Origin of the sequence: Streptomyces sp. NPDC049687, assembly GCF_044465285.1 — a bacterium.
In the GTDB taxonomy this organism is placed as follows: domain Bacteria; phylum Actinomycetota; class Actinomycetes; order Streptomycetales; family Streptomycetaceae; genus Streptomyces.
Window position 1 is genome coordinate 79,337 of record NZ_JBITLN010000014.1, and the last position, 11,788, is coordinate 91,124.

Sequence of the window (11,788 nt, forward strand, 5' to 3'; positions counted from 1 at the left end):
CCCGCACGGAACGCCACGGAAATTGCATTACCTATTCGCATTCTCGGTGGCCGCACCGAGTCCGATCGGTGCGGCTACCAGCCCGTATACTCGATACCCCCGGAATCCATCAGCTTCCCTGGAGCAGCATTGTGACGAACGCGCGTCGGCACCCCCGGAGCACCACCGCCGATCAACTGCTCACGGAAGTCTCGGACGCCGTCCGGCTCCAGGAGGGCCCGCCCGGAGTACGGTCCGTGCTGCGTGCGCTGCGCCGTCTGGCCCCCGCCTCCACGAAGGACCTCAGCCGCGCCACCGGCCTGCCGGTCCCGATCGTGGCCGCCCTCGGCAACGAACTGCGCCGCCGGGGTCTGGTCACCAAGGAGCGCCCGTCCCGGTTGACGGAGGCCGGCCGGGACCTCGTCGCCCAGCTCGGCATGGACCTCACCCTCGACGCCACCTGCCGCACCTGCGACGGCCGTGAGCTGGTGATTCCCGAGGTGCTCGACGAGGCCGTACGACGGCTGCGGGCGCTGATGGAGTCGGGTCCCGCCGCCGACATGGCCATCGACCAGTCGCACTGCACGGCCGAGACCAAGGTGCGGCGGGTGCTCGCACTGCTGACGGCCGGTGCGCTGCCGGGCGGCTCCCTGCTGCTGGTCGGCGACGACGACCTCGTGTCGCTGGCCGTGGCCGTCGTGGGTGACGTGCTCGGCGGGCCGATCGTCGAGCGGGTGACCGTCGTCGACATCTCCGCCGAGATCCTCGACTACATCCAGAAGGTGTCGGCCGGACTGGGCACCCCCGTCGAGACCGTCCGGCACGATCTGCGCCGACCGCTGCCCGCCCGGCTGCACGGGCAGCACGACGTCGCCATGACCGACCCGCCGTACACCCCCGAAGGCGCCCGGCTCTTCCTCTCCCGCGCGGTGGAGGGTCTGCGGCCCGGCCCCGCGCACAGCGTCTTCTTCTCGTTCGGAGGCAAGAGCCCTGACGAGATGCTGGAGGTCCAGCGGGAGATCATGGCCCTGGGCCTGGTCACCAACGGCTACATCCGCAACTTCAACGAGTACGAGGGAAGCGGCATCCTCGGCGGGGTCGGCTTCTTCCAGCACCTCCTCACCACCACCTCGACCGCCTCCCGGCAGGGCGACTACGGCGGTCCCCTCTACACCGGCGACAAGCGGACCCGGCAGCGCGAGTACGAGTGCGTGGCGTGCGGCGCCCAGGTCCGGGTGGGGCCCGGCGCCCGCTGGACCTCGGTCGCCGCCCTGCGCGCCGACGGCTGCCCGAACTGCGGAAAGGGCCCCTTCCGACCGGGCCGCCTGGTCCCGGCGGAGGAGGCTCCGGCACCGGCCGAGCAGTCGCCTGCCACGGTTTCCACGCCCGCCCCCTCACCCTCACCCGCCTCCGGCCCGGCCCCCACCGGCCGGACCGTCGGCTGGCACCCCCCGACCCCCGAAGAGCGCGCCGCCCTCGAAAAGCGCGCGCACCCCTATGTCACGCGGCAGGCCGACGAGCGCGATCTCCCGGCCATCGGCGCGTTCGAGGCCGAGATCGCCCGGGTCTCCTTCGGCGAGGACGCCATCGACGACCCCGCCCGCTGGGCCACCCGGCTGGGCCGGGCCATGGAGAAGTCGAAGGAGGGCATGATCGTCGCCCACCGTCCGGGCGAGGACCCCGTCGGCTGGTGCTGGGTGAGCATCAACCAGAACGCGATGACAGGCGACCGCTACGCCAACTTCCGCTCCCTCGCGGTCTCCCCGGTGGACAACCGCAGCGACGTCGCCGAACTCCTCCTCACCGCCGGCCTGGAGTTCTGCCTGGCCAACGGCATCACCGAGGTCGTCGGCCGGGTCCACGTCGGCAATGTCCCGATGCGCACGGTCTACCGCAAGTTCGGCTTCGACCCCACCAGCCTGGCGATGAGGCTGTTCCTGCCCCGGGGGGAGCGATGACGGCCTTCGACCCCGACCGTGTCAAGTGCGTCGTATGGGACCTCGACGGCACCCTCTGGGACGACATCGCCGTCGAGTCCCCCACCGACGAACTGCCCACGCCCCGCCCCGAGATGCTGGCCGCGATCGACGCGCTGACGGCCCGTGGCGTGCTCAGCAGCATCGCCAGCCGCAGCGCGCCCGCCGTGCTCGACCGGCTCGCCGGCCGGCCGGAGGTGCGCGAGCGTTTCCTGGCCCCGCAGGTGTCCTGGCAGGACAAGAGCGAGTCGCTGCGCCGGATCGCCAAGGACCTCGGGATCGCCGTGGACGCCCTGCTCCTGGTCGACGACTCGCCCTACGAGCGCGCCGAGGTCGAGGCCCTGCTGCCCGGCGTCCGCACCCTCGCCCCCGAGGACGTGCCCGCGCTGCTGGCCGCGTTCGAGGGCCGGGAGGTCACCCCCGAGTCCCGTGAGCGTGTCCACCGCTACCGCACCGAGGAGAACCGCCGGGCCGAGAGCGAGCGCTTCCAGGGCACCCGGGAGGAGTTCCTGCGCTGGTGCGCCATGCGGCTCACGGTCGGCTCGGCCACTCCCGACGAGACCCCCCGCGCCCTGGAACTCGCCGCCCGTACCCACCGCCTGAACTCCTCCGGCCTCACCCCCGACCGGCTGCGCGAGCTGGCCGCCTCGGACGGGTACGAGCTGTACACCGCGCGGATGACCGACCGTTTCGGCTCCTACGGCATCATCGGCGCCGCCCTCGTGGACCGCACCGCCCCCGGCACCTGGTCCGTCCCGCTGCTCGCCCTCTCCTGCCGGGTGGCCGGCCGGGGCGCGGCGGCGGCCTTCCTGTTCTGGCTGATGGGACGGGCCCGGCGGGCCGGTGCCGAGGAGTTCCGGGTGACCCTGCGCCCGACGGACGCCAACCTCGAGATGCGGATCCTGTTGCGCCAGGCGGGTCTGCGCCGTACGGACGACACCGGGACGACCGCCGACCCGGCGGTCCTCGGCCGCTCCCTCCACGGCGACCTCCCCGAGCCGCCCCCCTATCTGCACGTGTCCGACCGAGAGGACGTCCAGGCGTGAAGAACACCGAAGATCCGGCCGACGTGGCGCGGGAGCTCCGTTCGATGATCGCCGAGGCCGCCCGTCTGGACCCGGACGTGGTGGCGAAACTCCCCGCCGACACCGAGCTGTTCGGCCCGGAGATCGCCCTCACCTCGCTGGCCGGCGTGACCCTGCTCGGCGCGGTCGACGCCCGGTTCGGCGTGGACGTCGCCGCGCTGGACCTGAGCCTGGACAGCCTGCAGTCCATCGCCACCCTCACCGAGTTCGTCACGACACACCTCCGGGCCCCGTAGCCACCCGTCTGTACGCCGCTCCGGTTCAAAAAGGGTGATCCGTACGCGTCTGCCGTGACCCGCCCAGGGTGGCCGCGTTGAACGGGGAGTGCGACGACGCGTCCTGCCGTCGCCGAACCGAATCACTTAAGGAGAATGTGATGTCTCGCATCGCGAAGGCAGCCGCCGTTGCTCTCGGCACCGGCGCCGTGGTGGTCAGCGGGGCCGGCCTGGCCATGGCGGACGCGGGTGCGCAGGCCGCGGCCGTGGGCTCGCCGGGCTTCCTGTCGGGCAACGTCCTCCAGGCTCCGATCCACATCCCGATCAACCTCTGCGGCAACACCGTCAACATGCCCGGCGCGCTGAACCCGGCCTTCGGCAACACCTGCGCCAACGTCAGCAAGCACGACAAGGATGACGACAAGCACGGCGACAAGCACGGCGACTACGGCTACGACCGGCACGGCGCCGGCCACGGCCAGCACAGCGGCCCCGCCGGCTACGGCGGCTGACCCGCGTCCGTACGCACCAGCGGAGAGCCCCGGCACCTCGAGCGCCGGGGCTCTCCCGTGTCCGCGCCGCCGTCAGGCGTACCGGTAGATGCGGGACGCGTCCTCCAGCTGGTCCGGGGTCACGTCCCACGGGGGCAGCTTCTCGTGTCGGGCGACGACCCGCCGGTACTGCCGGCTGCCCCGCCCGGGGGGCTCCGCGGGCAGGTAGCGGTGGGTGCGGTGGCGGGCCTGCCAGCGGGTCCACACCAGGTCGATGAAGGCGTGGTGCAGCCAGAACACGGGGTCGTTGACGGAGGCGCCGCCCAGCATCTCCCCGCCGACCCACCGGTGCACCCGGTTGTGGTTGCGCCAGGCGACGCTGCCCCGGCCGGTCCCCCAGCCCTCCAGCTTGTTGCGGAAGCCCTCGGTGACCGTCGAGTCCCAGGGCTCGGTGTCGTAGACCGGGTCCTGCAGGGCCCACTCCAGCTCACTCCGGGTGGGCAGCTCGATGGGGTTGGCGGCGCGGCCGAGGTCCCGGGTGAGGAACTCGCCGTCGGTGACGTTCTCCTTGAGGGTCCAGTTGCCGGTCGCGTAGGCGAACGGCCCGGTCGTCACCTGGCGGTCGGAGGGCCGTCCGTTGCCGCCGAGGAGGTCCTTGGTCCAGGGCACCGAGGTCGCGCTGCGGTCGCGCGTCCAGTCCCAGTACGGCACCGTCACCGAGGAGTCGACCCGGCGCAGCGCCTTCTCCAGCTCCAGCAGGAACCGGCGGTGCCAGGCCAGGAAGGAGGGCGCCATGTGGGCCGTACGCAGGCCGCCCTCGCCGTCGGAGACGTAGAAGTCGATGTGCGTCCGTACGAATTCGTCGTACTCGCCCCGCCGTTTGATCTCCAGCAGCGCCTTCACGAACCGCTTGCGTTCGCCCGCGGTCAGCGTGCTGACGTCCTTACGCGTATAGACCATGCTGTCCCCCCATGTGCCCGTGGTCCTGGCCGGCCTCGCGCAGTTCCTCCCCCGGGCCCAGCTCGTCCACGGCGGCGCGGGCGGCCTCCAGCGGGGTGGCGTAGGAGCGGTAGTGGTCGACCATGCTCAGCCAGGTGCCGTCGGCGCGGCGCATCAGGTGCAGCGGGCGGCCGTCGACGGTGACCTCCCACTGGGCGCCGTCCGCGGCCGAGCGGCCGGCCGGGGCGGGGACGCCCTGGATGCGCCGGCCGCGGTACATCTCGTCGAAGCCGCCGTCCGTCGAGTCGTCCTGCGGGTCCGGGGGCCAGGCGGCGGCGACGACCGGGACGAGCACGAGGCCTGCGGCGGCGCCGAGCAGTCCGCGCAGCGTGTCCCGTCGACTACTGGCTCTCGCGGGTCCCGTCTGGCTCGCGGGTACGGGTACTCCGTCGGCGTTGACCACCATGGTGTGCTCCTGGTCCGGGTGCGGTGTGTCCGTAGCGGTAACCGCCCGGCGGCCCGTCCGGTCACCGCGAAGCACACGTACGGACCCGGACTGGACGTCCGGGCCCGTGGTTCCTCTGGTCCGCTCGACGGTCAGAGGCCCTGTTCCAGCCCGAGGTTCGCACCCGGCACGGCCTGCAGCACCGGCGTGGCGACGCCCGCCTGGGGCAGCTTCGGCTCCGGCACGCCGAAGTTGCCGGGGTTGGGCGGGGTGAGCGGGGCGTCCAGGGCCACACCGGGACCGAGGGTGCGCAGGTCGGAGGCGGGGGCGTCGAGGCCGACGTGGTTGGAGCCGTCGCCGAGGATCTCCGGCAGGGGGGCCCGCAGGCCGGCGCCGGGCAGTCCGCCGTCGACGGGGAGCCGCGGAACGACGTGCTCGGGGATCAGTCGGCCCTCGACATGGCGCGGGCCCTCGGGCGCGCCGGGCGTCGGCAGGGGGATCTCGCCGCCGATCTCGGGCAGTTCCACGTTGAGGGACTTCTCGACACCGTTCAGCGGGACGGGGACGGGGACCGTGCCGATCGCCGCCGCGGGGGTCGCGGCGGCGGCTCCGGCCGCCGCGGCCACACACGTCAGCACTGCGGCGAGGGTTCCTCGGGTGGTCGGCTTCATCTCGGGTACGGGCCCTTTCGGAAGAGTTCGGGGTGCGCGTCCGTACCGGTAACGAGCCGGAAAACGGCATCAGTTCACCATTCCCCCGGCTGCCGTAGTAGTGCTGAGGTCGCATGGTCAGCTCGTCCAGAAATCCCACCAGCGGGTCAGGATCAGCATTCCCACCGCGCCGAGGTGCAGCAGCGGCGGCACCCAGGTGAATTCCGCGAGGAACGTCCGAAGCGGGGCCGGCGCGGGGAGGAATCCCTGCCGCACGTCGCAGGAGAGGACGTACCAGAACAGCACGATCGTGGCGATCCAGGCCAGGCAGCACCACAGACACAGCGCGTTGATCCGGTACAGGGACTCGAACTGGAGCCAGGAGACGAACCCGACGCCGAAGAGGCAGCCGGCGGTGAAGGTGAGCCAGTACCAGCGGGGGAAGGCGGCACCGGCCAGCAGGCTCATGCCGACGCAGACGACGATGCCGTAGGCCACCAGGCCCAGCATCGGGTTGGGGAAGCCGAACGCCGAAGCCTGGTCGCTCTTCATGACGCTGCCGCAGGACACCACCGGGTTCAGACTGCAGCCCGGGGTGAAGCCGGGGTCCTCCAGCAGGGCGAACTTGTCGAGGGTGATGACCCAGGAGGCCAGCAGCCCGGCCGCGCCGGTGAGGACGAGCAGCAGGGCGTGGGCGCGGCTGCCGCCCGCCGCCCGCCGGGGCCTCGGATCCGCCGCCCTCGGCACGGGTGTCAGGTGCGCAGGCTGCGGGCGGGCAGGACGACATGGGCCGCCGCGTCGAGGGTCTCCTCGGCGCCCGCGAACGCGGCCAGCGTCTCGGGCTCCACGGGCTTGCCGGGGACGGCCTCGGGCCACGGGCGGGTGGTGAAGACGAGGTAGGCGTAGCCGCGCTTCGCGACGGCCGCGAGCCACTCGGGCGGGGGCACGCACTGGGCGTTGAGGCTCGGCATGTTCAGGACGGCCGCGCCGGACTCGACGAGCAGGGTGACCGGCAGGCTGGGCCGTTGGGTGCCGTCGACCAGGTCACCGCCGACGGGCAGGCCGTTGTCGGTGAGGAGCCGCTCCACGGCGGCGGCGGTCGTCTCGGCGCCGCCGTCCGCGTCGCCGAGGGAGTAGGCGAGCAGGTAGGGCATGTCGCTGCCGTCGGGGGCCTCGCCGCTCCACGGCATCACGACGAGGGTGCCCAGGTCGGCCACGCTGAAGGGGCGGGTGGTGCTTGGGGTTGAGGTCACCGCGCGACCCTATCGGCGCCCCGGCGGGCGGCCGGGCGTGTTCTCACCCGACCGGGGGACGCCGGACGGGCGCTCCACACGAACGAGGGACCCCCGCCCTCGCGGCGCGCCGAGGGCCGGTCCCGTCGGCAGGGAACCGGCCCTCCGGAAGAGGCGCGCATCGGCAAGAGGCGCCAGCTGCGAGAAGCGCCCATCGGCAAGAGGCGCCTCAGCCCTTCAGGGGCAGTCCGCCGAGGAGCTGTGCGTGCTGGTTGAGCGCGCCGGCCGCGCCGTTGACCGTGTGGAGCACCGAGTCCTTGTTCTCGGTGTCGAGCGCGTTCGACTGCTGCTGCAGCGGCATCACGTCCTGCACGGTGAGGCCCCCTTTGGTGAGCGTGTCCACGGCGCCGTTGAGGCTGGTGGGTGTGAGGTCCGCGGTGGTCTGGGCGAACGCGGGCGCGGCGGCTCCGGCGAGGACCATGGACCCGGCGAGGACGGCGGCGGCCTTCAGGGACTTCATCGGGTTCCTTTCGGGAGGGGTTCTGGCGCCGTGTACAACGATCCCCTTCGCCTGCGGAAACCCGTGCGCGGAAAGTTTCCGCACCCCGGGGCCGATGCCCCGGGGTGCGGAAGCGAACGGAGAGACGGTCAGGAAGCCGGCAGCAGGTCGGCGCTCGGCACGGCGGCCGGCGACGCGGCCGGGAGCGACGGCGTGGAGACGGGCACCGAGGAAGAGGCGACGGGCAGCGACGGCGAGGCCATGGGCAGCGACGGCGACGAGGCCGGCAGGTCGGTGGTCGACACCTGCAGGCCGGGCAGGCTCGGCAGCGGCAGGTCCGCGGCGCTCAGCGTGGCGAGGACCAGGTCGACCACGCTGGTCACCACACCCGTGGCCGCTGGGACGACGTTGGTGACGCCGGCGGAGGTGGCGGCCGCGATCAGGTTGGCCACCGCGGCCTGCAGGGCGGCGGCCGCGTCGGCCACCGGGTCGGCGGCCGTCCGTTTCTCCTTGCCGTCGTGGCTCGCCGCGTCGGCGGCCGGCGACGCGGCCGTCACCGAGGCGGCCGCGTCGATCTTGGCGATGGCGTCCTTGGCGGCGTCGCCGAGCTTCGTCGCCTGGTCGGGGGTGAGCCGGCCCTTGTCGGCCTTGAGGACGGTGTCGAGGAGATCGGTGACGGGGATGAGCGCGGTTCCCAGCTCACCCAGGCTCTTGGTCTGTGTGAGCAGCGCGTCCGCGCCGGGGACGGTCACACGGGACGCCGCGGCTCCGCGGTCACGGGCCGCGTCGGCCGCGACGGCGGCGGGAGCGGCGATGCCCAGGCCGAGGGTGGCGCAGAGAGCGGTGGAAGCGATACGCCGTACAGGCAGGCCACGCATGAGGGTTCCTTTCGATGTGCGTCGGGTCCTGTGACCCACCGTGAAAGGAGTGGTCACACTCCGCAACAGGTGGTCACTTTCCGTAAGCCATTCGACGTGGCCCCCCACAGAGCCGAACGGCCGCACTCCTGGCGGAGGGCGGCCGTTCGGCGAGGGCGTGCGTGACGTCAGTCGTTGACGCAGGTGTTGCCGAACGCCGGGTTGAGCAGACCGCCGAAGTTGACGGTGTTGCCGCAGACGTTGACCGGCACGTGAATGGGAACCTGAACGACGTTGCCCGACAGCACGCCCGGGGAGTGCTCGGCAATACCGCTCGCGCCGCTGTCGGCGGTGGCGATGCCGGAAGCGCCGGCGACGGCCGCGGCGGCAACGGAGGTCAGGGCCAGGCCCTTCGCGATACGCGACATGGAGAGGTGCTCCTTGGGGGTTTTGACACAAACACCCGGGCGGGGATGCCCGGCGCTGTGTCAACGCGTGGCTCCGCCGGGGGTTGTGCCGCCAATGGAGTGAACCGATTCGCTCACACTCTCGATCCGCCCCCGGGTCACCTCCCGCCCGCCACCCCGCCCACGAACCGGTCTGCCCATCCGACGATGTGTTGAACTCCGTGATCAGCGCGCCGGGGCGGCTCGGGCAGCGCGCGTCCCGGCGCACAGCGACGCCCTCGGAGCCGACGCCGAGGTGTTCGATCCGTGCGGGATTTGTGGAAGCGCGGTGACCAGCGGGCCTTCCGGCTCGTTTTGCCACCGGGGCGCGTTCCCGCCCGCCCCGAGCGCCACCGTGAGCGAGGAAACCGCGCGATGCACCAGCCAGACCCCGACGTCGGAACCCGGGTCCTGCATCTCACCCAACCCGTGGACGGCGGGGTCGCCCGGGTCGTCACCGACCTGGCGCGGGCCCAGCTCGCGGCCGGGCTGCACGTCACCGTGGCCTGTCCCGACAGCGCCCTCGCCGGCGAACTGCGCTCCCTGGGCGCACAGGTGCGGCGGTGGGAGGCGTCCCGGTCCCCCGGACGGTCACTCCCGGGTGAGGTCCGTCGGCTCGCACGCGTGCTCGACGAGGTACGCCCCGCACTGGTGCACGCCCACAGCGCCAAGGCCGGGCTGGCCGGGCGGCTGGCGGTGCGGGGGCGGATCCCGACCGTGTTCCAGCCGCACGCCTGGTCCTTCGAGGCGGTCGGCGGGGCCACCGCCGCGCTCGCCCTCGGGTGGGAGCGGTTCGGGGCGCGTTGGGCCGCACGGCTGGTGTGCGTGAGCGAGGCGGAGCGCGCGACCGGGCTGCGCGCCGGGATCTCCGGCCGGTGGAGCGTCATCCCCAACGGCATCGACACCGAGCGCTTTCGACCGGCTCCCGCGGACACCGCGCGGGCCGCTGTCCTCCCCGATGTCGACCCGGCCGCCCCGCTGGTGGTGTGCGTGGGCCGACTGTGCCGGCAGAAGGGACAGGACGTGCTGCTCGAGGCATGGGCGGACGTCCTGCGGGACGTACCGGACGCCCGGCTGGTCCTCGTCGGGGACGGGCCGGAGGGGGAGCGACTGCGGGCCGGGGCGCCGGAGTCGGTGCTGTTCGCGGGGGCCGTAGACGACACCGTCCCCTGGTACCGGGCCGCCGACCTGGTGGTGCTGCCCTCGCGCTGGGAGGGCATGGCGCTCGCCCCGCTGGAGGCGCTGGCCTGCGGGCGGCCCGTGGTGGTGACCGAGGTGGACGGCGCCCGGGAGAGCCTGCCCGCCGCGCTCGCGGCCCCCTGTCTGGTGCCCGCCGACGACCCGGCGACGCTCGCCCGGGCCGTCACCGGCCTGCTGCCCGACGCTCCGCTGCGGACCTCGCTCGGCGAGCAGGGGCGCCGTTACGTCCTGTCCACGCACGACGTGCGGCGTACGGCCGCGGCGGTCGCGGACGTGTACCGCGAGCTGCTCGGCCAGGTGCCCGCGCCGAGGGTCGTGCCCCCCGAGTCCAGGGAGTCCATCCACCCGTGACCGCGGAAAGCAGTGCGCAAAGCACCGTCACCTCCCCCGGCGCGCAGCCCGGGTACCCGCGCCTGTCGGTGATCCCCCTCGGGGAGGGCGGCGCGGGCCTCCGGCGCCCCCCGGCCCGGCCCGCCTCGCCGCTGCCGCTGCTGCTGCTCGCCGACGGCCTCGCCGCGCTCGCGGGCGCGGCGGTCCTGCTCACGGGGGGACACCACCCGGTGCTGGCGGGCCTGCTGGCGACGGTGACCATGGCGGTACGCGCCCGGTGGCATCGGGCGGTGACGGCCCTCCTGGACGAACTTCCCACCGTATGCGGCCGGATCGCGGTGGCCTGGCTGGCGCTCGGCGCACTCGCCTCGGCCTGGCACCCCTCGCACGCGCTCTCCGCGCGCACCCTCCTGACGGGCTTCGCCGCGCAGACGCTGGCCGCCTGTGCCGGGCGCGCGCTCGTCCATCTGCGCCGCCGCCGGGCCCTGAGACGCCACCCCCGCGCCGCGCTCGTCATCGGCCCCGCCGCGACCGCCCAGCGGGTGGCCGCCGCCGTCCTGCGCCACCCGCGCTGCGGGGTGGCACCGGTGGGCGTGGTCACGGAACTGCCGGACGGCACCGACGGGCTGCCCGTGCTCACCACCGGCCAGGAGGTGCAGCGCGCCCTCATCCAGAACGGCGTCCGGGACATCCTGTGCGTCCACCCCGCCGTCCGCGCCAAGCAGGGCCCCCTGCTGCGGGCGCTGGCCGCCTGGGGCTGCGCGGTGTGGGAGGTGGACGCCGACTCGCCGGCGTACGCGAGCCGTGAGCAGCTCGCCGGGTTCGCCTGCCGACGCCTGGATGCGGGGCTCGGGCACCGGGAAAGCCTCGCCAAGCGGCTCCTCGACGTCACCGTCTCCGGAGCACTTCTGCTGCTGGTCAGCCCGCTGCTGCTGGTGTGCGCGGTGGTATTGCGGGTGACCGACGGGCCGGGGGTCGTCTTCCAGCAGGAGCGCATCGGCAAGGACGGGCGTCCCTTCACCCTGCTGAAGTTCCGCACCCACCGCCCGGTCGACGCGCACGAGTCGGCGACCCGCTGGAGCGTGGCCGGTGAGGCGCGGATGAACCCCTTCTGCCGCTTCCTGCGCAAGAGCTCCCTGGACGAGCTGCTGCAGCTGTGGAACGTCCTCAGGGGCGACATGAGCCTGGTCGGCCCGCGCCCCGAACGCCCCTTCTTCGTGGGCCAGTTCAGCCAGACCTACCCCGGCTACGCGGCCCGCCACCGGATGCGCACCGGCATCACCGGGCTCGCCCAGGTGCACGGGCTGCGCGGCGACACCTCGATCGAGGACCGGGCCCGCTTCGACAACGCGTACATCGACAACTGGTCGCTGTGGCAGGACGTGTGCATCCTGCTGCGCACCGCGGCCGCCCTCGTGCGACCGACCGGGAGCTGAAACCGACC

The 11,788-nt window shown here is 73.3% G+C and carries 14 protein-coding genes; 6 read left to right on the forward strand and 8 right to left on the reverse strand.

From position 1 onward, the window contains the following. Window positions 1–131 precede the first annotated feature (131 nt). The 4 genes from ACIBVL_RS34255 to ACIBVL_RS34270 all read left to right on the forward strand — a co-directional run bounded on the left by ACIBVL_RS34255 (window position 132) and on the right by ACIBVL_RS34270 (window position 3,767). The gene (locus tag ACIBVL_RS34255) at window positions 132–1,937 is read left to right on the forward strand and encodes a GNAT family N-acetyltransferase (RefSeq protein ID WP_399103492.1); all 1,806 of its coding nucleotides are present in this window, start codon (window positions 132–134) and stop codon (window positions 1,935–1,937) included. Continuing rightward, window positions 1,934–3,001: an HAD-IIIC family phosphatase gene (locus ACIBVL_RS34260; protein ID WP_399103494.1), complete on the forward strand. Its 1,068-nt coding sequence runs from the start codon at window positions 1,934–1,936 to the stop codon at window positions 2,999–3,001. Before ACIBVL_RS34255 ends, ACIBVL_RS34260 begins: the two co-directional genes overlap by 4 nt. Further along, window positions 2,998–3,276 carry a phosphopantetheine-binding protein gene (locus ACIBVL_RS34265; RefSeq protein ID WP_399103495.1) on the forward strand — a complete coding sequence of 93 codons (279 nt, stop codon included), beginning with the start codon at window positions 2,998–3,000 and terminating at the stop codon, window positions 3,274–3,276. Before ACIBVL_RS34260 ends, ACIBVL_RS34265 begins: the two co-directional genes overlap by 4 nt. A gap of 140 nt (window positions 3,277–3,416) precedes the next feature. Further along, window positions 3,417–3,767 (forward strand): chaplin, encoded by a 351-nt coding sequence (locus tag ACIBVL_RS34270; RefSeq protein ID WP_399103497.1) that lies wholly within the window; start codon window positions 3,417–3,419, stop codon window positions 3,765–3,767. Between the two features lie 72 nt (window positions 3,768–3,839). Here ACIBVL_RS34270 and ACIBVL_RS34275 read toward each other — a convergent pair whose 3' ends face one another. From ACIBVL_RS34275 to ACIBVL_RS34310, 8 genes are all read right to left on the reverse strand, one after another. Beyond that, complete coding sequence (locus ACIBVL_RS34275) at window positions 3,840–4,706, reverse strand: tyrosinase family protein (RefSeq protein ID WP_399103499.1); 867 nt, start codon at window positions 4,704–4,706, stop codon at window positions 3,840–3,842. Next, the gene (locus ACIBVL_RS34280; protein ID WP_399103501.1) at window positions 4,690–5,151 is read right to left on the reverse strand and encodes a tyrosinase cofactor; all 462 of its coding nucleotides are present in this window, start codon (window positions 5,149–5,151) and stop codon (window positions 4,690–4,692) included. Before ACIBVL_RS34280 ends, ACIBVL_RS34275 begins: the two co-directional genes overlap by 17 nt. Before the next feature lie 131 nt (window positions 5,152–5,282). Continuing rightward, a complete protein-coding gene (locus tag ACIBVL_RS34285; RefSeq protein WP_399103503.1) occupies window positions 5,283–5,801 on the reverse strand; it encodes a hypothetical protein in 519 nt (172 codons plus the stop codon). Window positions 5,802–5,918: 117 nt separating this feature from the next. Beyond that, window positions 5,919–6,527 carry a vitamin K epoxide reductase family protein gene (locus tag ACIBVL_RS34290; RefSeq protein ID WP_399103505.1) on the reverse strand — a complete coding sequence of 203 codons (609 nt, stop codon included), beginning with the start codon at window positions 6,525–6,527 and terminating at the stop codon, window positions 5,919–5,921. A gap of 5 nt (window positions 6,528–6,532) precedes the next feature. Then, entirely contained in the window at window positions 6,533–7,033 is a 501-nt protein-coding gene (locus tag ACIBVL_RS34295) for a DUF5949 family protein (protein ID WP_399103507.1), read from the reverse strand. Between the two features lie 208 nt (window positions 7,034–7,241). Continuing rightward, a complete protein-coding gene (locus tag ACIBVL_RS34300; RefSeq protein WP_399103509.1) occupies window positions 7,242–7,532 on the reverse strand; it encodes a hypothetical protein in 291 nt (96 codons plus the stop codon). A gap of 128 nt (window positions 7,533–7,660) precedes the next feature. Then, window positions 7,661–8,389 carry a hypothetical protein gene (locus tag ACIBVL_RS34305; protein ID WP_399103510.1) on the reverse strand — a complete coding sequence of 243 codons (729 nt, stop codon included), beginning with the start codon at window positions 8,387–8,389 and terminating at the stop codon, window positions 7,661–7,663. Between the two features lie 167 nt (window positions 8,390–8,556). Then, window positions 8,557–8,796 (reverse strand): chaplin, encoded by a 240-nt coding sequence (locus tag ACIBVL_RS34310; protein WP_399103512.1) that lies wholly within the window; start codon window positions 8,794–8,796, stop codon window positions 8,557–8,559. 393 nt (window positions 8,797–9,189) lie between these two features. Between ACIBVL_RS34310 and ACIBVL_RS34315 the strand changes: the two genes are divergently transcribed. Beyond that, window positions 9,190–10,365: a glycosyltransferase gene (locus ACIBVL_RS34315; RefSeq protein ID WP_399103514.1), complete on the forward strand. Its 1,176-nt coding sequence runs from the start codon at window positions 9,190–9,192 to the stop codon at window positions 10,363–10,365. Further along, on the forward strand, window positions 10,362–11,780 hold the full coding sequence (locus tag ACIBVL_RS34320; protein WP_399103516.1) for an exopolysaccharide biosynthesis polyprenyl glycosylphosphotransferase: 1,419 nt from the start codon (window positions 10,362–10,364) through the stop codon (window positions 11,778–11,780). The genes ACIBVL_RS34315 and ACIBVL_RS34320 overlap by 4 nt, the downstream gene beginning before the upstream one ends. The last annotated feature ends 8 nt before the right edge of the window (window positions 11,781–11,788 follow it).

Bases quoted from the DNA above. Each gene is read 5' to 3' on its own strand.
- ACIBVL_RS34300 (WP_399103509.1), bottom strand. From the start codon at position 7,532: ATGAAGTCCCTGAAGGCCGCCGCCGTCCTCGCCGGGTCCATGGTCCTC.
- ACIBVL_RS34270 (WP_399103497.1), top strand. From the start codon at position 3,417: ATGTCTCGCATCGCGAAGGCAGCCGCCGTTGCTCTCGGCACCGGCGCC.
- ACIBVL_RS34315 (WP_399103514.1), top strand. From the start codon at position 9,190: ATGCACCAGCCAGACCCCGACGTCGGAACCCGGGTCCTGCATCTCACC.
- ACIBVL_RS34275 (WP_399103499.1), bottom strand. From the start codon at position 4,706: ATGGTCTATACGCGTAAGGACGTCAGCACGCTGACCGCGGGCGAACGC.
- ACIBVL_RS34310 (WP_399103512.1), bottom strand. From the start codon at position 8,796: ATGTCGCGTATCGCGAAGGGCCTGGCCCTGACCTCCGTTGCCGCCGCG.
- ACIBVL_RS34260 (WP_399103494.1), top strand. From the start codon at position 1,934: ATGACGGCCTTCGACCCCGACCGTGTCAAGTGCGTCGTATGGGACCTC.
- ACIBVL_RS34280 (WP_399103501.1), bottom strand. From the start codon at position 5,151: ATGGTGGTCAACGCCGACGGAGTACCCGTACCCGCGAGCCAGACGGGA.
- ACIBVL_RS34285 (WP_399103503.1), bottom strand. From the start codon at position 5,801: ATGAAGCCGACCACCCGAGGAACCCTCGCCGCAGTGCTGACGTGTGTG.
- ACIBVL_RS34305 (WP_399103510.1), bottom strand. From the start codon at position 8,389: ATGCGTGGCCTGCCTGTACGGCGTATCGCTTCCACCGCTCTCTGCGCC.